The 26125-nt window shown below is 33.9% G+C and carries 20 protein-coding genes; 10 read left to right on the forward strand and 10 right to left on the reverse strand.

The features are described 5' to 3' along the window. Positions 1–13: 13 nt before the first annotated feature. The 4 genes from LXH21_RS00080 (at position 14) to LXH21_RS00095 (ending at position 5420) form a co-directional block, all read left to right on the forward strand. Positions 14–1174 carry a DUF748 domain-containing protein gene (locus tag LXH21_RS00080; protein ID WP_239861768.1) on the forward strand — a complete coding sequence of 387 codons (1161 nt, stop codon included), beginning with the start codon at positions 14–16 and terminating at the stop codon, positions 1172–1174. Positions 1175–1421: 247 nt separating this feature from the next. After that, the gene (locus tag LXH21_RS00085) at positions 1422–2411 is read left to right on the forward strand and encodes a glycosyltransferase (RefSeq protein WP_239861769.1); all 990 of its coding nucleotides are present in this window, start codon (positions 1422–1424) and stop codon (positions 2409–2411) included. Between the two features lie 216 nt (positions 2412–2627). Next, a complete protein-coding gene (locus tag LXH21_RS00090) occupies positions 2628–4052 on the forward strand; it encodes an L-serine ammonia-lyase (protein WP_239861770.1) in 1425 nt (474 codons plus the stop codon). A gap of 69 nt (positions 4053–4121) precedes the next feature. After that, positions 4122–5420, forward strand: coding sequence for an NCS2 family permease (locus tag LXH21_RS00095; protein WP_239861771.1), 1299 nt, complete (start codon positions 4122–4124; stop codon positions 5418–5420). Between the two features lie 295 nt (positions 5421–5715). Here the strand turns inward: LXH21_RS00095 and LXH21_RS00100 are convergent, their stop codons facing one another. Together LXH21_RS00100 and LXH21_RS00105 are read right to left on the reverse strand one after the other, a co-directional pair. After that, positions 5716–6756, reverse strand: coding sequence for a PLP-dependent cysteine synthase family protein (locus tag LXH21_RS00100; protein WP_239861772.1), 1041 nt, complete (start codon positions 6754–6756; stop codon positions 5716–5718). 69 nt (positions 6757–6825) lie between these two features. After that, positions 6826–8886, reverse strand: a complete 2061-nt coding sequence (locus LXH21_RS00105; RefSeq protein ID WP_239861773.1) for a S9 family peptidase — start codon at positions 8884–8886, stop codon at positions 6826–6828. Positions 8887–9030: 144 nt separating this feature from the next. Here LXH21_RS00105 and LXH21_RS00110 point away from each other — a divergent pair, with 144 nt between their 5' ends. After that, a complete protein-coding gene (locus tag LXH21_RS00110) occupies positions 9031–9351 on the forward strand; it encodes a YbaB/EbfC family nucleoid-associated protein (protein ID WP_239861774.1) in 321 nt (106 codons plus the stop codon). Between the two features lie 259 nt (positions 9352–9610). Here the strand turns inward: LXH21_RS00110 and LXH21_RS00115 are convergent, their stop codons facing one another. Then, the gene (locus LXH21_RS00115) at positions 9611–9847 is read right to left on the reverse strand and encodes a hypothetical protein (RefSeq protein ID WP_239861775.1); all 237 of its coding nucleotides are present in this window, start codon (positions 9845–9847) and stop codon (positions 9611–9613) included. 93 nt (positions 9848–9940) lie between these two features. After that, the gene (locus LXH21_RS00120) at positions 9941–11107 is read right to left on the reverse strand and encodes a THUMP domain-containing class I SAM-dependent RNA methyltransferase (RefSeq protein ID WP_239863609.1); all 1167 of its coding nucleotides are present in this window, start codon (positions 11105–11107) and stop codon (positions 9941–9943) included. A gap of 154 nt (positions 11108–11261) precedes the next feature. Between LXH21_RS00120 and LXH21_RS00125 the strand changes: the two genes are divergently transcribed. Both LXH21_RS00125 and LXH21_RS00130 read left to right on the forward strand, forming a co-directional pair. Next, positions 11262–12026, forward strand: coding sequence for a class I SAM-dependent methyltransferase (locus LXH21_RS00125; protein ID WP_239861776.1), 765 nt, complete (start codon positions 11262–11264; stop codon positions 12024–12026). A 140-nt stretch (positions 12027–12166) separates the two neighbouring features. Continuing rightward, positions 12167–12838, forward strand: a complete 672-nt coding sequence (locus LXH21_RS00130; protein ID WP_239861777.1) for a ZIP family metal transporter — start codon at positions 12167–12169, stop codon at positions 12836–12838. Between the two features lie 81 nt (positions 12839–12919). Here LXH21_RS00130 and LXH21_RS00135 read toward each other — a convergent pair whose 3' ends face one another. Together LXH21_RS00135 and dinB are read right to left on the reverse strand one after the other, a co-directional pair. Next, positions 12920–15967, reverse strand: a complete 3048-nt coding sequence (locus LXH21_RS00135; RefSeq protein WP_239861778.1) for a DNA polymerase III subunit alpha — start codon at positions 15965–15967, stop codon at positions 12920–12922. Between the two features lie 837 nt (positions 15968–16804). Further along, a complete protein-coding gene (gene dinB, locus LXH21_RS00140; protein ID WP_239861779.1) occupies positions 16805–17986 on the reverse strand; it encodes a DNA polymerase IV in 1182 nt (393 codons plus the stop codon). Positions 17987–18211: 225 nt separating this feature from the next. Between dinB and LXH21_RS00145 the strand changes: the two genes are divergently transcribed. From LXH21_RS00145 to ligD, 3 genes are all read left to right on the forward strand, one after another. Beyond that, entirely contained in the window at positions 18212–18988 is a 777-nt protein-coding gene (locus LXH21_RS00145) for an XRE family transcriptional regulator (protein ID WP_239861780.1), read from the forward strand. Between the two features lie 30 nt (positions 18989–19018). After that, a complete protein-coding gene (locus tag LXH21_RS00150) occupies positions 19019–20383 on the forward strand; it encodes an exonuclease domain-containing protein (protein WP_239861781.1) in 1365 nt (454 codons plus the stop codon). 149 nt (positions 20384–20532) lie between these two features. Beyond that, positions 20533–23043: a DNA ligase D gene (gene ligD / locus LXH21_RS00155; protein WP_239861782.1), complete on the forward strand. Its 2511-nt coding sequence runs from the start codon at positions 20533–20535 to the stop codon at positions 23041–23043. On the opposite strand, the gene ku is transcribed toward ligD, so the two are convergent. The 4 genes from ku to LXH21_RS00175 form a co-directional block, all read right to left on the reverse strand. After that, positions 23040–23813, reverse strand: a complete 774-nt coding sequence (gene ku / locus LXH21_RS00160) for a non-homologous end joining protein Ku (RefSeq protein ID WP_239861783.1) — start codon at positions 23811–23813, stop codon at positions 23040–23042. The genes ligD and ku overlap by 4 nt on opposite strands. A 72-nt stretch (positions 23814–23885) precedes the next feature. Beyond that, positions 23886–24332, reverse strand: coding sequence for a hypothetical protein (locus LXH21_RS00165; protein ID WP_239861784.1), 447 nt, complete (start codon positions 24330–24332; stop codon positions 23886–23888). A gap of 477 nt (positions 24333–24809) precedes the next feature. Next, on the reverse strand, positions 24810–25187 hold the full coding sequence (locus LXH21_RS00170) for a response regulator (RefSeq protein WP_239861785.1): 378 nt from the start codon (positions 25185–25187) through the stop codon (positions 24810–24812). Between the two features lie 261 nt (positions 25188–25448). Further along, positions 25449–26000: a hypothetical protein gene (locus tag LXH21_RS00175; RefSeq protein ID WP_239861786.1), complete on the reverse strand. Its 552-nt coding sequence runs from the start codon at positions 25998–26000 to the stop codon at positions 25449–25451. Positions 26001–26125 lie beyond the last annotated feature (125 nt).

Consider the following 26125-nt stretch of genomic DNA (forward strand, 5'->3'; position numbering starts at 1 on the left):
TGTAAAAAAAGATATGGCTGTTTCACATTCAAAAAAAATATACCGTAAAAAAAGATATGCAATCCCAATAGCCCTTGTCGTACTTCTCATCGCCTTTCGATTATACTTACCTACTTTGGTAAAAAACCAGATCAATAAAACCTTGGCGAACATTCCAGGCTATTATGGACAAGTACAAGAAATCGACATTGCACTTTATCGTGGTGCTTATGTTATAAAAGGATTATATCTTAATAAAGTTAGTGCCAAAACTCAAGTTCCTTTTTTAAATTTCCCTCAAAGTGACATTTCGATTGAATGGAAATCGATCTTCAAAGGTAAAATTGTGAGCGAAATCATTATGAATAATCCTGAAGTGATCTATATTTTTGAAGATCAAAAACAATCTAGCAAAGATGCTGGCGTCGACGATTGGACAAAAGCACTAACAGATATTATTCCGATTAATATAAACCACTTTGAAATTCATAGCGGAAAATTAGCATTTGTACAATTACAAGCAGATCCTAATATTGATTTGCAAGTGACAAATTTCGAAATGACAGCAGATAATCTTAGGAACGTTGTCGAAAATGGTAAAACTTTGCCTTCCCCTTTCCACGCAACAGGTACGTCATTTGGAAATGGTCAATTAGCACTAGATGGAAATATAAATTTAATTAAAGAAATTCCAGACATGGATCTTAGCTTTTCATTAAAAAGTTCTGATGCAACAGCTCTAAATGACTTAACCAACCATTATGTTGGTATCGACTTCGAAAAAGGTAAATTTGAACTCTACAGCGAAATAGCAATCGCCGATGGGTATTTAAAAGGTTACTTAAAACCGCTACTTACAAAAACCAAATTAATTGGTAAAGAAGATAGCATTCTAGAAAAAATGTGGGAAGGTTTTATAGGCTTCTTTAAATTTGTTTTAAAGAATCAAAAAACAGACACTTTAGCCTTAAAAATTCCGATTGAAGGAGATTTGAAGAATGTTAAAACGAGCACTTGGTCTACAGTGTTTAGTATCTTCGAAAATGGATGGGTTCAAGCATTTAAGAGAGAAACAGATGATGAAATTACGTTTAAAGACGCTTATTCAAACGCTAATCCTACTACAAAAAAAGAAATAAGAAAACAGAAAAGACAAGAAAGAAGAGAAGAGCGAAAAGAAGCGAAAGAAAAATAACATTTCTAAATCTAATCTAATTTTGCTAATTCTCTATTAACTTTTAAAAGAGTTTTTAAATTATTTAAGCTGTTTTTGTGTATTCCAACTGTATGCGTAATTTATCATTACAAAATCTTCGTACTAAATTAAGAAAATATTAAATATAAGTTTTTTACGTTATAAAGTTTTTAGAACATAGTCCTATTGCAAATTTTTTAGTGTTAATTTGTGTCCGATTAAAGTTGAGAATCATAAAAAGAACTATATGCGAATATTAATAGTCGATAAAAGTGTTATTCCTGTTTTCTTATATGGAGGTACCGAAAGAGTTATATGGTCCTTAGGGCATGAACTTACAAAAATGGGGCATCAAGTGACGTTCTTAGTTAATGAAAATTCTCATTGTGATTTTGCTTCTGTAATTCATATCAATCATGAACTACCAATTTTGGAACAGATTAAAGACGATTACGATGTCGTACATTTTAATTTTAGACCAAAAGACATAGAAAGTTTTAAGTTACCCTATATCATCACGGTACATGGTAATACAAATTCTTTGGAAGAATTTGATATAAACAGTGTTTTTGTTTCTCAAAATCACGCATTTCGTTATAATTCAGATTCCTATGTTCATAATGGACTGGATTGGAATGAATATGCAGCGCCCAATTTTGACGTGAAAAGAAATTATTACCATTTTTTGGGTAATGCGGCATGGAGAGTCAAAAATGTCGTGGGAGCAATTGATGTTATTAAAAGCACCAAAAAAGAGAAATTGAAAGTTCTGGGTGGTGTCCGTTTCAATATAAATATGGGTATTAGATTGACTTTCTCACCACGAATCAGTTTTTCTGGAAAAGTAGGTGGAGAAAAAAAATACAATTTATTAAATGGATCGAAAGGCTTAATATTTCCAGTAAGATGGCACGAACCCTTTGGGTTAGCTATTATTGAAAGCTTATATAACGGCTGTCCAGTTTTTGGAACACCTTACGGTTCTCTACCAGAATTAGTATCAGAAGAAGTTGGTTTCTTGTCTAATAATAAAGACGAACTTAGTGAAGCAATTTTAAATACTGAGAAATATTCTCCTCAGAGATGTCATGAATATGCTAAAGAACATTTCAATAGTAAGAAAATGGCAGTTTCATACTTAATAAAATATGAGACTGTAATTTCATCTCAAAAGTTAAATGCAACTCCTCCTAAATTAAAGGTTCAAAGTACATCAAAATTCTTAGACTGGAATTAATTTTTCAAATTTGCAGTCAAAACTAACTACTCGTTTTAGTTGAACAAAGCTTAAATAAATTAAGCTTAAAACAATCAAAATACACCTTATTTTACTCAAAAAGAAAGGACTTAAAAGCAGATTGTAGCTATAGTTATAATCTGCTTATATTTATACTGCAATCGTAGCCTTGGTGATTAATTCCGTTATATTTGTCATAGCTAAATAATTTTAGATATGGAAGAGTGTATTTCGGTTTTTGACATGTTAAAAATTGGTGTTGGTCCATCAAGTTCACATACTTTGGGACCATGGAGAGCTGCAGAACGTTTTTTAGAAGAAATAAAAGATCAAAATTTAGATACTATTTCTAGAATCAAAGTCGATTTGTACGGATCATTATCACTTACCGGTAAGGGGCACGCTACAGACTTAGCCACCATGCTAGGGTTAAGCGGTCAAGATCCCGAGACGATTCCTATAGAAAATATTGACACTATTATCTCAGCAATAAAATCGACAAACACGCTACAATTAGGAAATCATTTTTCGATTCCCTTCAAGATCGAAGACGATATTATCTTTAATAAAAAGTTTTTACCATTTCATCCCAACGGGTTAACATTTACAGCTACCGATGCACTTGGAACAATTTTTTCAGAAACCTATTACTCTATTGGAGGGGGTTTTGTAGTGAAGGAAGCTAGAATAAATGCTAAAGAAAAAATTAAAATTAAATGTGCTTTTCCTTTTATGATTGACAATGCTGCCGAATTACTGGCCTATTGCAAAAATGAAAATAAAACGATCTCCGAAATCGTTTATGAGAATGAAAAATCAATGCGCACAGAGGAGGTAATAGACCAAGAACTCATGCGTATTTGGAACACAATGCTGGAATCAATTTATATTGGTTGTCATTCTGAGGGCGTATTGCCTGGAGGGCTCAACGTACGTAGAAGAGCATTTGATATGCACCAAGGTTTGATTGGACTATCTAATTACAAAGATCCTGAAAGCTGGCTGGTAGAAATACGCAAAACGGAAGTGAAATTTCGTCAAATTTTGAAATGGGTAAGTTGCTTCGCACTTGCTGTTAACGAAGTTAATGCTGCGCTTGGAAGAATCGTTACGGCTCCTACAAATGGCAGCGCTGGTGTGATTCCTGCCGTATTAATGTATTATTTAGTTATCGAAAATCATAAAGCTGGTCCCAAAGAAATTAAGCAGTTCTTACTGGTTGCCGGAGAAATTGGAAGCATTTTCAAAAAGGGTTCTACAATATCTGCTGCGATGGGCGGCTGCCAAGCTGAAATTGGTGTTTCATCATCAATGGCCGCTGCGGCACTTTGCGAACTTCTGGGCGGAACCGTTGAACAAGTTTTGATGGCTGCCGAAATTGCGATGGAACATCATTTGGGTTTAACATGTGATCCCGTAGGTGGCTTGGTACAAATACCTTGTATTGAACGCAACACTATGGGCGCTATAAAAGCAATAAATGCGGCCGAACTAGCACTGTCTACTGACTCAAAGAATGCCAAAGTACCATTAGACAAAGTAATCAGTACGATGTGGGAAACTGCAAAAGACATGAATAATAAATACAAAGAAACTTCAGAAGGTGGCTTAGCAATTACGGTAAATATGTCTGACTGTTAGTTATCGACATGATTCCGCTTATTCATCTGCAAAACAAAATTCGTAAAAGATAAATTCAAACAAATCAAAATGTTAGAAAAAATTTTTAACCTCAAAGAACGAAATACAAATATAAAGCAAGAAGCTATTGGTGGTATGGTTACATTTTTGACCATGGCCTACATCATCTTTGTGAATCCTAATATTTTGTCGACTACGGGCATGGATAAAAGTGCCTTAATTACAGTTACCTGTCTAGCTGCAATTATTGGTACACTAATCGTTGGATTTTGGGCAAATGTACCTTTTGCTATGGCTCCCGGAATGGGACTAAATGCTATGTTTGCTTTTACATTGGTATTAAAAGATGGTGCTACTTGGCAGCAAGCACTTGGAGTCGTTTTTCTATCAGGGGTGGTTTTTATAATTATCTCTGTTTTGGGACTACGCCATAAAATTATTGATGCCATACCCGAATCACTGCGAGTCGCTATTGGATCTGGAATTGGTTTGTTTATCGCCTTTATTGGTTTTAAACAAATGGGCTTGATTGTTGCGAATGATGCTACACTAGTAGGTCTCGGGCATTTCACACCAGCATTGGTAATTGGTTTGATTGCATTTTTTGTGACTGTAATGCTAGAACATTATAAAGTGAAAGGTTCGATCTTATTAGGAATAGTGCTTGCTACAGTTTTAGGCTTTATTTTTGATCCCAACATCTCACTTCCTACAAACTTTATAAGCACACCTCCGTCGATCATGCCTATCTTAGGCCAGATGGAAGTTCTTTCGGTTTTAAAGATATCCTTTATTGCTCCTATATTTTCCTTCTTGTTTGTTAATCTATTTGATTCTATTGGTACTGCAATGGCATGCTCTATGGAAGCGGGACTGGTTGATGAAGATGGAAAAATGCCTCACGTCAAAAAGGTATTAGAAGCTGATGCCGTAGCAACGATGTTTAGCGGAATTTTAGGAACTAGTAGTACTGTAACGTATATTGAATCGGCAGCAGGTATAGCTAATGGTGCTCGCACCGGATTGAGTTCGGTATTTACAGCGTTCTTCTTTTTACTAGCGATGTTTTTTGCACCACTTATTGGCACTGTCCCTGCCTATGCTACCGCTCCAGCCTTAATTTTGGTCGGAATCTATATGGCAAAGCATTTGGTAAAAATTGACTTTAGCGAGTTGTATTTGGGTGTTCCCGTATTTTTAACCTTATTGCTTATGCCTCTTACCTACAGCATTAGTTCGGGAATTGCTTATGGATTCTCTAGTTATGTGCTCCTTTGCATCTTCACTAAAAACACTGATAAAATACATCCCTATATGTGGGGAATTGGATTCTTTTCGATTCTAGAAATTATCATTTCGCAAATGTAATTATTGCTAAGTTGAAGATTTAGTCTAATACTTCTCTTTGAGTACATCTAGACATTACTATGATCTTGGACTAGACATATTAATAAGTACATAATTCCTGCTAACCCCTTCATTCCAAAGCGTCGGGAGAAATTATGTTGTATTGTTATAGCAAAAAAATAGTTGTAATAGATAGCGAGAATTGTAGTAGTAAAAAACATTTTATCTCTGCTGCAAATGAAAAATCTAATTTCAGTTTGATGCAAAAAAAAACTCCAGATTGCTCTGAAGTTTTATAGTTGTAAATAAGTAATTCTTATTTGATCATTTCAATTTTTTGTGATTCTTCTTCATTGATGCTATCAAAGAACCCTTGTTCGTTCATCCAATCGTCGCTAAAGACCTTACTCATGTATCGTGAACCGTGATCTGGGAATATAGCAATTACATTACTATTAGCATCAAATTCACCTTCGTCTGAATATTGTTTGATCGCTTGCAAGACTGCTCCCGAAGTATAACCTACAAACATTCCTTCTTTTCTTGTAATTTCTCTTGCTGAATGTGCACTTTCCTCATCAGTTACTTTCATGAATTTGTCAATTACATCAAAGTCTGTAGCACTTGGAATTAAATTTTTACCCAAACCTTCAATACGGTAAGGATAAATTTCTTCGGTATCAAATTCTTTAGTTTCATGGTATTTTTTCAATACCGAACCAAAAGCATCTACTCCTAGAATTTTAATATTAGGATTTTGTTCCTTTAAGTATTTTGCTGTTCCAGAGATTGTTCCTCCAGTACCACTACAAGCAACAAGGTGTGTGATCAAACCATTGGTCTGTTTCCATATCTCTGGACCTGTAGATTTGTAATGTGCATCAATATTCAATTGATTAAAGTACTGATTAATATACACAGAACCTTTTGTCTCTTCGTGTAATCTTTTGGCAACGCTGTAATAAGAGCGTTCATCATTTGCAGCGACGTGAGCTGGACAAACGTAAACTTTTGCTCCCAAACTGCGAAGCATATCAATTTTATCCTTGGATGATTTTGAGCTTACCGCAAGAATACAGCTGTATCCTTTGATAATACTCACCATTGCCAAACTAAAACCTGTATTACCAGAGGTCGTTTCAATAATGGTGTCACCAGGTGATAATATTCCTTTTTTCTCTGCTTCTTCAATAATATATAAAGCGATCCTATCCTTTGAAGAATGTCCCGGATTAAAAGCTTCTACCTTAGCATAGAAGTTTCCTTCCATGTTTTCGGTGACCTTATTTAGCTTAATAAGAGGTGTGTTCCCTATTAATTCTAAAACATTATTATAAGCATTTATTTCTTCTTTCATAAAAAAATAGTTAATCAACGTTAATTTTATTTAACAATGATACATTGCAAATTTAACAAAAAAATTTGATTAGTGTTTAATTTTTTCCAAATCAATTAAAAAACTGAATTCCTTTGCTAATTCTTTAAGGGCTTCAAAACGTCCAGAAGCGCCACCGTGACCAGCATCCATATTGGTATCAAGATACAAAACTGTGTTATCGCTTTTTGCAACACGCAATTTTGCTACCCATTTGGCGGGCTCCCAATATTGCACTTGAGAATCGTGTAATCCTGTTGACACATACATATTGGGATATGCTTGTACCTTTATATTATCATAAGGAGAATACGAACGCATATAATTATAGTATTTTTTGACATTTGGATTTCCCCATTCATCATATTCCCCTGTTGTTAAGGGAATACTGTCGTCCAACATGGTGGTCATTACGTCAACAAAAGGTACTTGAGCAATTACACCGTTGTACAACTCGGGAGCTTCATTGATAATTACACCCATAAGCAATCCACCTGCCGAACCTCCTTCTGCATATAGATGGGCTGGACTTGTATACTTGTGTTCAATCACGTATTTGGAACAATCAATAAAATCGGTAAAAGTATTTTTTTTATGCAGTAATTTTCCATCTTCATACCACTGCCTTCCCAAATCCTCACCACCACGTATGTGTGCGATGGCATAAATAAAACCTCTGTCTAATAATGATAATCTTGTTGATGAAAAATGAGCATCCATAGAATGGCCATAAGAACCATATGCATATAGCAAAAGTGGATTCTTCCCATCTTTCTTTAATTCTTTTCTATACACCATTGAAACGGGAACTTTGGTTCCATCTGTCGCAGTGACCCAAACGCGTTCCTCTTTATAATTGTCTTTATCGAAAGTACCGCCAAGTACTTGTTGTTCTTTTTGAACTACTTTTTCTTGCGTACGCATATTGAAATCAATAATCGACGATGGTGTCGCCAAAGATTGGTAACTGTATCTTAAAATTTCGGTTTCAAAATCTACATTTGTGGATGTATATGCAGTATACGTCTCGCTACCAAAAGGTAAATAATATTCTTCCTTACCGTCCCAAGACATGATTCGAATTTTGTTTAATCCTCCGGTACGTTCTTCTAAGACTAAATAATTAGCAAAAATTTCGATATCTTCTAATAGAACATCTTCTCGATGACCAATAATTTCAACCCAATTTTCTGCCGTAGTAGCATTTTCGGGGGTTTTCATTAGTTTGAAGTTTTCGGCATCGTCTTTATTTGTCATGATATAAAAACTATCCTTATAGTGATTAACACTGTACTCTACTCCTCTTTTCCTTTTCTGAAACATTTTAAATTTTCCATCAGGATTGTCAGCATTCAAAATTCGGTACTCTGTAGTCATTGTGCTTCCGCATTCAATAGTCAGGTATTTTCGTGATTTTGATTTGGCAATATCGACACTAAAAGTATCATCTTTTTCAAAATAAATCAAGACGTCATCTTCTTGAGAAGTTCCTAACTTATGTTTAAAAATTTTATCTGAACGTAAGGTAACTTCGTCTTGCGAGGAGTAAAACAACGTTTGGTTATCGTTTGCCCAAACCGCTGATCCTGTTACTTTTTCAATTTTATCTGCAAATATTTCGTTGGATCCAAGATGTTTAACTTGAATTGTATAAATTCTTCTCCCAATAACATCGGTACTAAATAATACTAATGAATTATCTGGGCTAATGCTCATGCCTCCTAATTTGAAATAAGGCTGACCATTGGCTAACTCATTACAATCAAATAAAATCTCTTCTGGAGCAGTTAGACTTCCTTTTTTACGTGCATAAATGGGATAACCTTTACCAATTTCAAATCGTGTGATATAGTAATATCCATTATATAAATAAGGAACCGATTCATCGTCTTCTTTTATACGACTTTTCATTTCCTCATACAATTCATTCTGAAACTCCTTTGTATGAGCAGTCATTTTCTGATAGTATTCATTCTCTTTATTAAGGTAATCAATAACTTCAGGGTTTTCCCGGTTGTTTAACCAAAAATAATCATCAATCCTTATATCATTAAACTTTTCTAATTGAGTTGGAATTATTTTTGCAACAGGTGCAGTAGCGGTATTTATCATTGGTATGATTTCGAATTTTTTGATAAGATCAGGTGCAAAAATAACATAAGCCAACCTATTCACATGCGGTTTTAACCTAATTTAACATTGTGTATTGGTATGAATATATTAATTTCGCTATAATAACTGCTAAAATAAATAAAAATGGATTTAATGGGAATGATGGGTAAATTAAAAGAAACCCAAAATAAAATAGAAGAGACAAAAAAACGTTTGAATACTGTTCTAGTTGACGAACAAAGTACTGATGGTTTGTTTAAAGTTACTCTTACTGCAAATAGAAAATTAACTTCTGTTACTATTGCAGATGAATTGTTGGAAGACAAAGAGCAACTTGAAGACTATATTATTATGGTACTTAACAAAGCAATCGAAAAAGCGACAAAAGTAAACGAAGCTGAACTAGATTCTGTTGCCAAAATGGACATGCCAATGATTCCTGGTATGGATGATTTGTTCAAATAATCTAAGACCTTTACCGTTAGAAAATCATTCTTACTAATCTAATTAATATTTTCTTTCGAATCTAAATACTTTTTATTATGAACTAATCTATGGTGATAGATGATAATTCAAGATAAAACTAAATCAAAATACCCCAAAAAATAAAATTTATTTTTTGGGGTATTTTAATATTGTACAATCTCAAATCGCTGAGCGGAATGAAATATTATTTTCGAAAAAAATTATAATTGTTAAGAAGAAACTATAAACAAAACATAGTTTATTCAATCTCACGAACTTCCTTCATGAAAATCCATTTCATAAATAATTTTTCACCGTCTTTGGTCATCAATGCTTTGAATTTTGGAGAAACTATAGTCCCTACTGCAAAAGCTACCATTGGTATCCAAAACCCTGTGAGATTTGTATACATTGCGACCAAATAACGTACAGATAAAAATAAGATTGCAAAGCAACCTAATTGGTATAAAAAAGCTCTTATTTGTAATTTTGTCATTATATTTTATTTTTTAAGTTATTCTAATTTTAAGTCATCTAGATGATTATCGTAAAATCGATAAACCAAAAATCTAAAAGCACTAAAATCAATTTACTCCTTTACTTCTTGAAATTTTGTACGTTTACTTCCTTCGTACATTTCATATTTTACCAAACGAGATTCGATACTCGCATTAAATAATTTAATTTTACGAGAAGGTTTTAATCCTACATACTTCAATGCTTCTAGATTACCTGTAATAAACCACGCATTGGTTCCTGGGTAATTCTTTTTTAAAGTATCTCCTATGTTTTTATAAAATTCCTCCATGTGAATATCCAAACGCTCATCATAAGGTGGATTAAAAACAATGTGTAATTTTCCTTCGGTCGTTTTCTCAGTATCAAAGAAATTTTCTTCTTGGATTGTGATATACTCCTCTAAGTTTGCATTTTTGATATTATCCTTGGCTTTTGATACAGCAGATGGTGCTTTATCGTATCCTTTTATGGTATGGTGAAACTCACGCACTTTGCTCAATAAACTATCTACGATTTTATCAAATAATTCGTTGTCCCAATCTTTCCATTTTTCGAAAGCAAATTCTTTACGGTTTATATTCGCTGGAATATTACAAGCGATCATAGCAGCTTCGGCCAAGAAAGTTCCTGAACCACACATTGGGTCAAGAAAATCTGTTTGCCCATCCCAACCTGCAAGGATTAAAACTCCTGCTGCCAATACTTCATTTATAGGTGCAATATTTGTAGCTGTTCTATACCCACGTTGGTGCAGTGAGTTACCAGAAGTATCTAATGCAACCGAAACTTGGTCTCTATCAATATGAATATTGATTCTTAAATCAGGATGAACCTTATCAATACTAGGACGTTGTCCTGTACGCTCTCTAAATTGATCCACAATCGCATCCTTACATTTTTGAGAAACAAACTCTGTATGATTAAAATTGGTCGAATGCACCGTAGCATCAATTACAAATGTTTGGTTGGCATTGATGTATCTTGACCAGTTAATACTGGCTACACCTTTGTACAATGCTTGCTCATTATTGGCTCTAAAAGAATAGATTGGTTTTAAGATTTTCAAAGCGGTACGCAAAGACAAGTTGGCTTTATACATAAAACCCTTATCCCCCATAAAGCTTACCATTCGCACACCTTGTTCTACTTCTTGAGCACCCAACTGTGTCAATTCTTTGGCTAATATTTCTTCAAAACCAAAAAAGGTTTTGGCAATCATTTTAAAGTTATTTTCTATCATCATGCTTTGTATCAAACAGCTTTTGCAAAAATAGTATGCTTACTGTAGTCAAATTATCAATTCGCCTATAATCCTTTTCGAGATTAAAATGCGCTATTTTTCAGCAAAAATACACTAAATTTGCCGGATAGAATAAATAGAAAAGAATTAAATGTCCAAAGAACAGCAACCTTCCAACTCAAATATAGAACAACCAACGCAGACATGGTTTAGCTCTTGGTTTGATACACCCTATTATCACATACTATACAAAGAACGCAATTACCGTGAAGCTCAACTTTTCATGGATAATATAACGCATTACCTTAACTTACCAGAAAAAGCAAAGGTTTTAGACTTAGCTTGTGGTAAAGGTCGTCACTCTATTTATTTAAATCAATTAGGATTTGATGTGTTGGGTGCCGATTTATCCGAAAACAGCATTCTCGAAGCTTCTAAAAATTGCAACGACAGTTTGCACTTTAAGGTGCACGATATGCGTGAACCATTCGAAGAAAAATACGATGCCATTTTTAATCTATTCACAAGTTTTGGCTATTTTGAAAATGATGAGGATAACTTAACAACCTTAAAAGCAATCAAAGACAGCTTGTCTGAATATGGTTTTGCTGTGATTGACTTCATGAACGTGAATCAAGTAATCAATACCTTAGTTCCCGAGGAAGTAAAAACAGTAGACGGAATTGACTTTCACTTAAAACGCTACGTTGCCGATGGACATATCCACAAAGACATTGACTTTGAAGACAACGGTCAAAAATTTCACTATACCGAAAAAGTAAAAGCATTGACTTTACAAGATTTTCAAACCATGATGGACGAGGCTGGAATTTATCTTTTGGATATTTTTGGAGACTACAAACTAAAAAAATTCCACAAAGAAGACAGCGAACGCCTCATTATGATTTTCAAATAATTAGAACACACATTTTCACAAATCAAACCGTTTATTAGTAAAATTTTAAAAATTGAATTGTGAAAATCTGTGCTTTTTTTTAGCCATGCTTAGTCTCTTAACAGACACATTATAATAGTATTACCGTTTTACAATTCGCCATGAATTACATTTTACCCTTACTCTCGGTACTCCTCGGTTACATTATTGCCTTGGTTATAAAACCAAAAAATAAAACTAACCTAAAACTATTACTCGCCTTTAGCGGTTCTTTTTTACTTGCATTAACGGTTATGCACCTGTTACCAGATGTGTATGAGAGCCACAATAGCAATATTGGAATTTTTATTATGATGGGAATTTTATTTCAAATCATTTTAGAATTTTTTTCCAAAGGTGCCGAGCACGGACATGTACATGGGAAACCAAATATGACTCATATTCCGTGGTTATTGTTTGTAAGTCTTTGTATACATGCTTTTCTAGAAGGTTTTCCTGTGGGCCATCATCATGATAATCTAGCCATCGGAATTGCTATTCACCATTTACCAATCGCAATTATCTTGACAACCTTTTTTATTAATTCTCATTTGAATAAAAAAGCCATTTTTGCCTTCATGCTTACTTTTGCTATAATGACGCCACTTGGAACTTTCGTGTCGGATTACGTTCCCCTTTTGAGCAATTACCATATCGAATTGACAGCTGTAGTAATTGGGATTCTATTTCACATTTCCTCTACCATTATTTTTGAGAGCAGCGAGGGACACAAATTCAACATAGCCAAAGTGTCTATGATTGTTTTAGGTATTATCTTGGCCTATTTTCTATAAACATTATCAAGGTATAGCCATAGTATACTGATTATATTAGCTTTTTATTTTTCGAAAATTCTAAAAACGCAGTAAAGAACATTAATTAACCATTTTATTTCTCGGTAGATTAATCTCGTGGGCCTGCGGATAAGGTTTACGACTTGTACTGCTCACGTCTTCTTTAATACGCTGTTGCGTTATAAATTGATGGTCTTTGGCATCTGAATATCTTGGATCAGGGATAAAAGGCAGTTTGGCCATTTTTAAGATTGTCATTGTCGGAAAGTGATAATCGACCTCAACAGTTCCTAGAAGCAAATAACAGCCTCCTCCTTGAAAAGGATATTGCTGCAAATTATCTGGAAAATGGGCCGTATCAAAATAAGTTCCTTCGACATCTACCCAAGTACCAAAGAACATAGTCCCTCTAGCAGTAGGAACTTGTTTTCTCGAAATAAGGTAACCCAACATACGCACTTGCTTTTTATGATACTGTGTCAAATTATTTGCCATAACATCCCCTCGAAAGTAAGTTTGTAATAATTCAAAAGGTGTGAATGAGGTAGGAAATCCCAAAAGTTCAATTTCGTCAAAAGCATCTTCAAAACAAGAACGTTCTAGTTTGGGTAATTGGTACTCCTTGACCGACTCCTGCAATAATAACGTTTGATGATCGGCCGGTGCAGAATTAAACAACAAACTTGCCAGAATAAGCAATTGATTTTTAGTTTTTTCTGTTTCTCGAAAGGCACCAATAAAAATCAATAATTTAAGACTTTCTAAACCTACTTTTATTCGATTACAAAAATTTTCTAATGAAAGATAAGGACCATTATTCTCTCTTTCAGTTACTATTGCTACAGCTAACTTCTCGGGTAAACCTTGCAAATGCATAAATCCCAAGTAGACATCATTGTCAAATAAGGTCGTAGTGATTTCGCTCTTATTTACACATGGGTTGTGAATTTTAGCGCCCGACATTCTCGCTTCGTGTACATAAACTTCTGTTCTATAAAATCCTCCTTGGTTGTTAATTACGGCAACCATAAATTCAATAGGGTAATATACTTTTAAATACAAACTTTGGTAACTCTCTACCGCATAAGATGCCGAATGTGCCTTGCAAAAAGAATAACCTGCAAACGATTCTATTTGTCGGTAAATTTCTTGACTTAACGTTTCTGAATGCCCTTGTTGAGCACAACTTGCAAAAAAATGATCTTTTACTTTTTGCAAAGCACTCAATGACCTCCCTTTACCACTCATGGCTCTTCGCAAAATATCGCCATCTGCCGCAGGCAACCCTCCGTAGTGCAAAGCTATTTTGATCACATCTTCTTGATACACCATAATACCATAAGTTTCGCCCAATTGCTCTTCAAACACTTTATGAAAATATTCAAACTGACTGGGATTATTATGTCGGAAAATATATTCCTTCATCATACCAGACTTTGCTACCCCCGGTCGAATGATGGATGATGCTGCTACCAGCGTTTTAAAGTTATCACATTTCAATCGACGTAATAATCCACGCATTGCGGGACTTTCGATATAAAAACAGCCTATTGTTTTTCCTACTGCCAAAAAGGTATTGGCTTTTGCTTCGTTTTTTGATAGAGAAATATCTCGAATGTTAATTTGGATCCCTCTATTTTTGGCTACCAATTTTACCGTATCATCAATGTGCCCAATACCACGCTGACTCAAGATATCAAATTTTTCAAAACCAATTGCTTCTGCGACATGCATATCAAAAAGTACGATAGGAAAACCTTTTGGAGGCATTTCTAATGGTGTATAATTGGTAATAGGTTCTTCTGAAATAATGATTCCACAAGAATGCATGCTGCGCTGGTTGGGGTATTTTTCTAGTAGCATGCCGTACTCCTGCACCTCTTTTACGATACTATTGCTTTGCTGTAAGTTCATCGGGTTTTTGGCCAGATGGTCTAATTCCTCTTTAGGTAATCCAAAAACTTTACCTACCTCTCTAAATATTGAGCGGTATTTGAACTCTACATTGGTACCACAAAAAGCTACATTTTCATACCCATAACGATTGAAAATATATTCCAAAATTACATCTCGCTCTTGCCAACTCCAATCAATATCAAAATCAGGTGGGCTCTTTCGATTAACATTCAAGAAACGCTCAAAATACAAATCGAGTTCTATTGGGCAAATATCTGTAATACCCAAACAATAAGCAATAATAGAATTGGCACCACTTCCTCTACCAATATGCAAAAAACCGCGACTATTGCTATACCTAATGATGTCCCAAGTGATCAAAAAGTAACCGCTAAATTGCAATTCATCAATAACCTTTAACTCTTTTTGTACCCGTGCCAAAGCAACTTTATTAGCTTTTCCGTACCGCCATTCCATACCTTGTAGCGCCAAAGTAGTAAGTAGAGCAATATCACTTTCGGAAGAATTGGTATAATGTTTTTTATTTTTTGGCGTTTCAAAATTATATTCAAAGTCGCAACTATCAATAATCATTTGCGTATTGGCAAGCAATTGTGGATACTCTTTGTAAACCACTCGTAATCGTTCCTCTGAAACCATTACTTCTGTGGCCGTAGCGATATCGGATGGTTTCAATTTTGACAACAAAACATTATTATCAATCGCTCTTAGAATTTTATGAAGTTGGTATTCTTTTTTGGTTCGAAAAGTCACAGGTTGCAGCACCACCATTTTGTCTAAATTTCCTTTATAACCAAATAATTGTCCTACTTCTTCGGGACGAATACCTATATATTCATTCGCTTTGAGTGCTATTGGTGCTTTCGCGAAAGCGTAAATTACAATCACCGATTCAAATGCAGGAGCTTCAAGAGGCAGAGGTGTCTTATCGAAATTATGTTTGGTCAAAAAACGATTCATCTCTGCTAGTCCGCTGGCATTTTTTGCCAAACCAACGTATCGAAATTCGTTGTCTGAACGAAAATCAATACCTACTAAGGGTTTAATATTTACCTTTTTGCATTCGATAATAAAATCATAAATACCTGTCACAGTATTGATATCTGTCAACGCCATAGCTTGAACCTCTGACTGAACAGCTTTTGCTATAAGATCGTCTAATGGTATAGTACCATAGCGTAAGGAATGAAAAGAGTGACAGTTGAGATACATGATAATTTTTTATTTTGTTCTAAATAGCTACAGAATGAGATTAGTATTTTCGCTTAACATCGATTTCTCAGGTAAATTCGAAAAAAAAATCACTTTTTAAAATATTTCGTTGGGCTCAGGTTTTCGACCATAAGTTCTTGTTTTTAATTACAAAGGGCTTCGACAAGCTCAGCCTGACAAGGCAAACGTTATTTTAAATTCTCTTTTTTAATGAAATTTATTTTTTGAATTTCGACCATCAGTTCTAGTTTTTCACCATAAAAGGCTTCGACAAGCTCTGCCTGACAAGGCAAACGTTATTTTAAATTCTCCTTTTTTTAATGAAATTTATTTCTTGAATTTCGACCATCAGTTCTAGTTTTTAATTACAAAGGGCTTCGACAAGCTCTGCCGGACAAAGCAAACGTTATTTTAGATTCTCTTTTTTAATGAAATTTATTTCTTGAATTTCGACAATCAGTTCTAGTTTTTAATCACAAAGGGCTTCGACAAGCTCTGCCTGATAGGGCAAACGTTATTTTAAATTCTCCTTTTTTAATGAAATTTATTTCTTGAATTTCGACCATCAGTTCTAGTTTTTAATCACAAAGGGCTTCGACAAGCTCTGCCTGACAAAACAAACATTATTTTAAATTCTCCTTTTTTAATGAAATTTAATTCTTAAACGAATGTTGTTTACATTTCCCGCTAATTTTTAGCAGATAACCGAAAAAAAAATCTGCTTACTAATTTATTCTATGAATTTAATCAAACAGAATCCTGCACATCAAACTAAAAAAGCAATTTTAAAAAATCTGTGAAATCTGTGTCTAAATTTTAATCTCTTTACATAACAAATTAAAAATTACGTTTTAGAATTACGTCCTTCGTATTGGGTTTCAAAGCGGCACCAGCGCACCGCATTACGGCATCAAAACCGTAGCGGCTTTTCATTTTGTCCATGGCTGCATAAAGTGATAGCATTTCTTGCGTATCCTCAAAAAGATCAATTTGATAAGTTCCTCGTACCAAGCCACTAAAACGAATTCCTACTAGACGCAACCGCATTCTACGCTGATAAAGTGCATCAAACAAACCCAACACTTTTTGTGTGAGCAAATGATCTGCAGATGTATACGCAATTTTGCATTGCTTGGTCTCGGTATCAAAATTGGCATACCTTATTTTTACTACCACGGTAGAAGTCAGCCACTCTTCCGACCGCAATTGAAAAGCTAGTTTCTCTACCATTCCGCATAAGATTGATTTGAGGTGCGCAATATCAATTGTGTCTTGTACAAAAGTATGCTCGGTAGCAATCGACTTGCGTTCTGTATATGGCTCTACAGGATTATTATCGATTCCGTTGGCTTTTCTCCAAATTTCTACCCCATTTTTACCAATCATGCGTTGCAAAACTTCTGCAGGCATTTCAGAAAGGGTTTGTATGGTTCGAATGCCAATGCGAGACAATGTTTGAAGGGTTACACTCCCTACCATCGGTATTTTTTGAATCGACAATGGATTTAAAAAAGCACGTACCTGATCTTCGGGAATATCCAAATGTCCTTTGGGTTTACCCTCTCCTGTGCCAATTTTAGAAACCGTTTTATTAACCGATAATGCAAAACTTATAGGTAAACCCGTTTCTTTTACTACTCGTTTTGCCAGTTCGTTGGTCCATTGGTAACAACCATAAAAACGATCCATACCGGTGATATCCAAATAAAACTCATCAATACTAGCCTTTTCTGTAATAGGTGATTTTTCCTGAATCACTTCGGTGACGGCATGCGACAATTGCGAATAACGCTCCATATCTCCTTTGATCACTTTTGCTTGTGGGCATAGTTTGAGTGCCATAGCTGTAGGCATGGCCGAGCGCACTCCAAAACGCCTTGCCTCATATGAGCAAGAAGCTACTACCCCACGATCTCCTCCACCAATAATCAACGGAATCCCTTCGAGTTGAGAGTTATTCAATCGTTCACAAGACACAAAAAAAGTGTCCAAATCCATATGTACAATTGAGCGTTTCATTTCATTTTATTTTTTCTTACCACAAAATCACAGAGTAAATTTTAAGCCTTTTTAACAAAAGCTCTAAGCATTTTCGATTTAAAAAACTTTGTCATTTGAACCTAAGTAATACTAAATCCTAGCGCCTTTGCGACTTCGCGGTAAACCATTTTTTCTTTTACAAAATTAGTACAGATAATAACATTTTTTAGTATATTTGTTGTTACAAATTATAACAAAGTCGTTATGTCCTTATTTTCAGACAACATCAGAGCCCTGCGAACGAAACACAATATTTCTCAGGAAAAAGTAGCCAATAGCCTCATGATCACAAGGGGACGCTATGTAAAATATGAAGATGGAACCTCGGAAGCTCCTTATGAGATTTTGAAGAAAATCGCTCAGTATTATCAAATTAGCATTGACTTGCTCTTGTCTGTAGATGTACGAAAAATTGAGGTCGAGGATTTATTAAAGCTCGAAAACAACCGACTTATCTTACCGATCCAAGTAGACCAAATGGGTGAAAATCGAATCGAAATTGTTACTCAAAAAGTAAAAGCAGGTTACTTAAGTGGTTATTCTGATCCTGAATATATTGAACAATTACAGCAAATATCATTGCCTTTTTTAGGAAACGGAAAATACCGTGGTTTTCCTGTAGAAGGCGATTCTATGCCACCTCATCAAGATGGTGATATTATTGTAGGCCGTTATGTAGAACGATTGGGGGAAGTGCTAGATGGTAAAACTTATATTTTGATTACTCGAAGCGAAGGAATGGTCTACAAACGATTGAATAAAAACAAGAAAAATGCTTTGGCAGTAGCTTCTGATAATTATTTCTATCCACCTTATGAAGTCAAAGCATCTGATATTCTAGAAATTTGGGAATACCAATGCAGTATTGCTAGAAGTGATAAAAAAACCGAAGAATTAGAAAGTACTTCTATAAAGAATATGTTTTTTGAATTAAAAAAAGACATATCAGAAGTAAAAAACAGTATCGGTTTATCAACCTAAAAATTTAAAAATACATTTTTCAAAATCATAATGAAAAAGCAAGAATACGCTATAGTAGATATCGAAACCACAGGTGGTAATGCTACACACAGTCGCATTACCGAAATCGCCATTATAATACATGACGGAGATAAAGTAATTGATCGCTGGGAATCATTGGTAAATCCGCAAAAAAATATTCCAGCAGCCATATTTGCACTGACGGGTATTACTAATGAAATGGTTGAAAACGCTCCTACGTTTGAGCTTCTCTCTGATAAAATACTAGAATTATTAACCGATCGTGTCTTTGTAGCACACAATGTTAATTTTGATTATTCCTTTGTTCGTCATCAATTAGAAGTAGAAGGATTAAAATGGACGGCCAAAAAATTATGTACCGTACGTGCAGCAAGAAAAATTAGACCCGGAATTGCTTCGTATAGTTTAGGAAGACTTTGTGAATCACTAGGAATCACTTTAGACAATCGCCATCGAGCCGGTGGAGATGCCGATGCAACCGCCATACTGTTTTCTCGATTACTCGAATGGGATACGGAGGGAGAGATACCCAAAATGATTAAAAAGACAGCTCCCGATCAAAGATTACCGCCCAACCTTCCGCCAGATGATTTTAATCAATTACCAGAGAAACCTGGTGTCTATTATTTTTACAATGAACTAAAAAAGGTAATTTATATTGGTAAAGCCGTTAACCTAAAAAAAAGAGTGGCTTCTCATTTTACAGGTCATAAGATCACGCCTCAAAGGCAACATTTTTTGAGAGACATACACAGTATATCATTTGAAATTTGTGCGACAGAATTGATGGCTTTATTATTAGAGGAGTCTGAAATTAAAAAATTATGGCCCACTTATAACAAAGCACTAAAACGTTTTGAACCTAAATTTGGACTTTTTGAGTATGAAGCTAGGAATGGATACCGCTATATGGCAATTGCAAAAGTGGCTAAAAATCAAAATAGTGTAGAATCATTCAATTCTTTGTACGAAGGAATAATTATGCTTCAAGAATTATCTCAAAAATTTGAAATTGATCAGCGATTTTGTATTTATGGCAATACAAATCAAGGTGAGTTTTTATTTGATGTTGTAGCAGACGCTTTTCCTGACTTCGTAGAACACAATGATAAAGTGCAAGCAGCATTGGAACATTATCTTACCAATCAACCTAGTTTTGCAGTTATAGATAAAGGACGAACAGCAGAGGAAAAAAGTTGTATTTGGGTAGAAAAAGGGCACTTTTACGGCATGGGTTATTTACCATCTGATGTTGCTATAACATCAATATCAGAAGTAAAAGAATATCTTACGCGCTACACCTCCAACCAATACTCGGTACAAGTTATTAATGCATTTGCTCAAAAAGCACCTTACAAAATACAACATTTATAAAATTTAATTTCAAGCGAAATGCCAATTATAGGCTAAAAATCAAACCTATTAGCTTTTTTCTAAACACTAATTCTTAAATTTGAATTACTCTAAAAAGAGCAAGCAGTACGACTTCAAAATTATTGATCAATCATTTAATTAATCCTTAGATGAGTTTAAAAAAATACAACGAAAAGCGCGATTTTGATCAAACTAAAGAGCCTAAAGGAAAAATTAAAAGTTCAAAAAAGGAGCTTGTTTTTGTAGTTCAAAAGCATGCAGCTTCTCACTTACATTACGATTTTCGACTGGAAATGGATGGTGTTCTAAAAAGTTGGGCAATTCCAAAAGGTCCATCTTTAAATCCAGACATAAAGCATTTGGCTATTTTAGTAGAAGATCACCCTTATGATTACAAAAATTTTGAAGGAGCTATTCCAAAAGGCAATTATGGTGCGGGTCACGTGATTGTATGGGACAAGGGTACTTATTCTCCAATCGAAAATGAAAATAGTGAAGAAAACGAGAAACTCATTTTAAATGGTTTTAAAAAAGGGCACCTTAGCTTTACATTGCATGGAGAGAAACTTAATGGGGAATTTTCATTAATTAAGTTAAAAGGAAAACAAGAAAATGCGTGGTTATTAATTAAGAAAGAAGATTCTTTTGCTTCTACAGAAGAAATTCTAAAAAATGATACTTCAGTATTATCAGGTTTAACGCTTGACCAACTTGCTAAAAATGAAAAATCTCTAACTAGCATAGATTTAACTTCTGAAAATGAACCAATGGAAATTGCGTTTCAAAGCCCCATATTGGCCACCACAGCTACAACAGCATTTGACAATAAAGAATGGATTTTCGAAAAAAAATATGATGGCTATCGCACGATTGCGGTAATAGATAAGAATGAGATTAATCTTTTTAGTAGAAATCAACAATTGCTTTCGAAAGATTTTCAACCGATCACAGACGATTTAAAGAACATCAACCATTCAGTCATTATAGATGGAGAAGTTGTAATTGAAGATGAGAATGGACAGTCTAACTTCCAGATGCTGCAAAATTATATCAAAACAGGAAAAGGCGAGCTCAAATACTATGTCTTTGATCTACTAAATCTAGATCATAATGATCTTCGAAATTTAAAATTAATAGAACGAAAAGAGCTGTTGCAATTACTACTTGAGCAAAATAAATTGTCAAAAACTTTCTATTCGAAACATATTGAGGAAAAGGGTATTGCTTTCTTTGAGAAAAGTACCGAGTTAAAAGAAGAAGGTATCATGGCCAAAAAAGCTACTAGTACTTACCTCACAGGAAAACGAACTGCAGATTGGCTAAAGATTAAAAATCACTTACAAGATGAAGCAGTTATAGTTGGTATTACAAAATCCAAAAATGTAACTGATACTTTTGGGGCACTACTTTTGGCACAATATTCAAATACTAATTTAAAATACATTGGGAAATGTGGAAGTGGTTTCACTCAACAAAGCCTAAAAGATTTATTCAATACGTTTCAGCCTTATTTTACCGACAAATCTCCCTTACCAGAAAAAATTTCTATTCGTGAAGAAATTCAGTGGTTGGTTCCACATTTTGTTTGTTCTGTCAAATTTTCTCAATGGACAAATAATAAAAGACTTCGTCATCCTGTTTTTCTAGGAATTCGAACGGATAAAAATTTAAAAGATATTACAACTGAAGACCAAACAGATAATATTGAAAATCAGTTAGAATCGACAAAGAAAGATAAATTCCAGAAAGGCAATACCAATCTAGAAGTAAAAATTGGCGGACAAGTTTTGAAATTGACCAATTTAAATAAAATATATTTTCCAGAGCAAGGGATTAGTAAGGGAGAGATTATTCATTATTATAGTGAAATTACTGAACTTATCCTTCCCTACTTGAAAGATCGTCCTGAATCTCTAAATAGATTTCCAAACGGAATTGACAGTCCCAATTTTTATCAAAAAGATATTGATACCGATAAAGTACCTTCTTGGCTAGCTACACAAAAAATAGTTTCTGATTCTAACAAAAGTGAAATAGATTATTTGATCTGCAATGATAAAGAAACATTAATTTATATGGTGAATCTAGGTTGTATCGATTTCAATCCTTGGAATTCAACTATTCAAAACCTAGATAAGCCGGATTGGATGGTTATTGATATTGATCCCGATAATGACAATTTTCAAGAAGTAATAGAAACAGCATTAAAAGTTAGAGAGGTCTTAGATAATCTGGAAGTCGAAAGTTATTGTAAAACATCTGGAGCATCTGGAATGCATGTGTATGTGCCACTAGCAGGAAAGTATAGTTACGAATCTGTAAAAATATTTGCAAATATAGTGGCTCGCGAAGTGCAGTCTGGCCTACCTGATATCACTACTTTAAATAGAAGTATAAAGAAGCGAAATCATAAAATTTATATTGATTATCTTCAAAATAGAAAAGGTCAAACTATAGCCGCTCCGTATTCTGTTCGCCCACATGTTAGAGCAACAGTATCCACTCCATTAGAATGGAGTGAATTAAACAATACGTTAAGACCTAGTAATTTTACGATAAAAAACGTTTTGAAACGCTTTGAGAAAAAAGGGGATATTTGGAAACCCGTTTTAGGGGATGGTATTGACATGAAAAGTATTATAGAAAAATATAATGCCTAGGAGGATTTTTTATTTTCTAAACTTGCTTTCAACATTTCCATCAAATCATCTTTTTGTTTGTGCACTACTTTTAACTCGGGCTTTTTAGTTTTGGTGCCCTTACCTTTGGCTTTTATTATTTGCATTAACTTCTTAGAGTATTCATCTTTATAAGCAGAAATATCAAATTTCTCTGTTAATTGTTCTATCAATTTATTGGCCATATCCAATTCCTTTGCTGTTGTTTTCTTAGAAACAGCCGGAAGTTTTAAATCTTTGGTATCTCTAATTTCCTGTTCAAATCTTATTTTATTGAGTACAATTACATTTTTGTATGGTTTCAATATAGCAAGAGCTTCTTTACTTCGCATTACAAAACTTGTAACCCCAACTTTTCCGCTCTTTTGCATGGCATCACGTAATAAGGCATATGCTTTGGCTGCTCCTTTATCTGGCTCTAGATAATAGGGTTGCTCGTAATACAAACTATCAATATCATCTTCAAGAGTAAAGCTCAAAATATCGATTGTTTTACTTTTAATTGCATCGGCTGCTTCAAAATCTTCATCATCCAATACTACATACTTGTCATCAATTTTAAAACCTTTAACAATATCTGAATAGGCAACTTCTTTGCCCGTATGCTCATTGACACGTTTAAACTTTATATTTGCATGATCTTCTTTATCAAGCATATCCAAATCTAAGGTACTACTATCAATAGCCGAATAAATTTTTATTGGAATATTAATAAGTCCAAAACTAATTGCTCCTGTCCAAATTGCTCTCATATTAATTATTTTTATATCATTAATTGCCACAAATAAACTTGGCTTATTGCTTTTTAAAATTATGTAAATATTTTAAGTTAAGATGGCATGGACAAGGAAGGTCGATATTCCGAAAATCACATGTGCTATAAAAAGTTGCAAGTAATAGCCCTCTAAGTCAGTTGGTGGTTTTTCTTTTGAAAGTGTGAACATTATTTTCCAACCCAACATACCAACAGTTCCAATTATAACTCCAAAAATCAATCCTGAAGTCAGAGTAATATTATACCAATCCCATTCTAACCATACAGGTAAATAATAACCTAAAACAAAAAACAAACCGATAGCATAATGGAGCAACCAACTTGCAATCACCTTGATTTTTGGCGTAAATTGCAAACCAAATACTAAAAAAATAAATTGCAATAAAACTGGTTCCTTAAACAATTTACCTGTTAATACGGATATCATATAACTAAATAATGTCATGGTCGAAGTAGCTACAATAGATGCTATAATTATTTCGATTGCTATTTTCATACTAACTTAATTACATTAATAATGATATTGATTTTCTGATAGCCTCTTCTATTCCTCAAGCCTTAACTCTGAATCCATAAATTTCCCTGTACATATAGTTCCTTGTTCATCCTCCCATTGTGTAATGACATTTTCGATAAACTCGGGTTCAATGTCCACTACTTCCATGATTTGATTACTAAATTCTCGTTTTACTTTTTGACCTTTTTTAAACATAGTAGTAGTGATTATAAAATTAATAGTCATGTTTAGATTGCATCTAATTGATAGGATTATAAAAATAATTCATCAACTGATAAAACAAATTTAAAGATTTCAACAGTTTGATTACTTATATTTTAAAAACTAATAATTATATAATTACTGCCTATATTTAAAACAAATAACTAATATTCAAAATTTTAAATTTCCGTAGTACATACAGAAGAAGTTGAGGAACTACTATTGATGATTGTTATGAAGAAAATGTAAATGAAATTATAAACCCAAAATTTTTCTAATTACTTTTTTTAAGTCATCAAAATTATATGGTTTAGTTATGTAATACATAACGTCTAAGTCGGAGGTTAAATTCTTTGATTCGTTGGGAGATGTAGAAAATATAATTATGGGTATATTGACTGTTGCGAGATTATTTCTAATTGCTTTTAAAAGTGAGCAACCATCCATTTGAGGCATATTAATATCTAATAGAATTAGATCTGGCTTTAGTTTGTTATTTTTCAATTTTTCTAAGGCTTCACATGGATTATTAATAGCCAAATAAGAGGCTTCACAAATGGATTGTAATGCCTCCTTAAAAAATTCACAATCGTCCAAATCGTCGTCAATATGTAATATCGTATTGTACTTCATAACATCTACTCTTTACTAAAAGTGGAATCTTGATTATCAAAATTAATTTTAAATATTATCTCAAATAAAAATAAAAAAAAATCTTTGAAATAAAAAATTTAAATGTTTAGAAACAGTTAAAAATATACTTTAAAGTAAGAAAATCGCAAAAGTCGTTTCTACTACTACCATTTTTTTTATTTCTCTAAAATCCTATTAATTAAAAACTCCCTATCGTTAAAAAACAATAGGGAGTTTACCTTTTTAAACTTTTCAATTGAACTATCTATAAATGTTAGTTCCGCGATTACTTTTCCAATTTTCTTCTAGGTATCCGGCATCATCGTCATTTCTTGGGTGTACTCCCAAAACAACATGTCCGTCATTGATACCAGACTCATATATTTTGGCACGATCTTCAGGAATTCCTGATCCTACTAGTGCTCCAATAAGTCCACCTGTAATACCTCCTGCTCCTGCTCCTGCAAGTCCCGCAGCAATTGGTCCTGCTATCACCAATCCTAATCCTGGAATTATGATACTTGTTCCCAAAGCCGCTATAACCCCTACAATTGCACCAATAGTACCACCTATCGCTGAACCTGTTCCAGCTGTTTCTGCAGCTTTAGTACCTAATTCAGACGTATCATTTACATCGGAATAATGTTTGTTGCGTGTGTCATCCGACATCATCAAATTAATATCGTCTTTTGCGTATCCGCGCTCATGAAGTGCATTATAAGCCCTTTCTGTACTTTCGCGATCTTCAAACATTCCAGTTAACATCGGTAGTCTATTATTTGTCCCCATGTTTTCGTCTTTTAAATTTTCCATAATTATTTTATTTTTAGTGTGTTAATCCGTATACAAAGTTGTAAAAACTATCCAAATTTTATTTTATAGGAATCGTGTAAAAATTTATAAAATATCAATATTATTTATACGACAATCTTAATTTT

Source organism: Flavobacterium algicola (genome assembly GCF_022399565.1).
In the GTDB taxonomy this organism is placed as follows: Bacteria; Bacteroidota; Bacteroidia; order Flavobacteriales; family Flavobacteriaceae; genus Flavobacterium; species Flavobacterium algicola.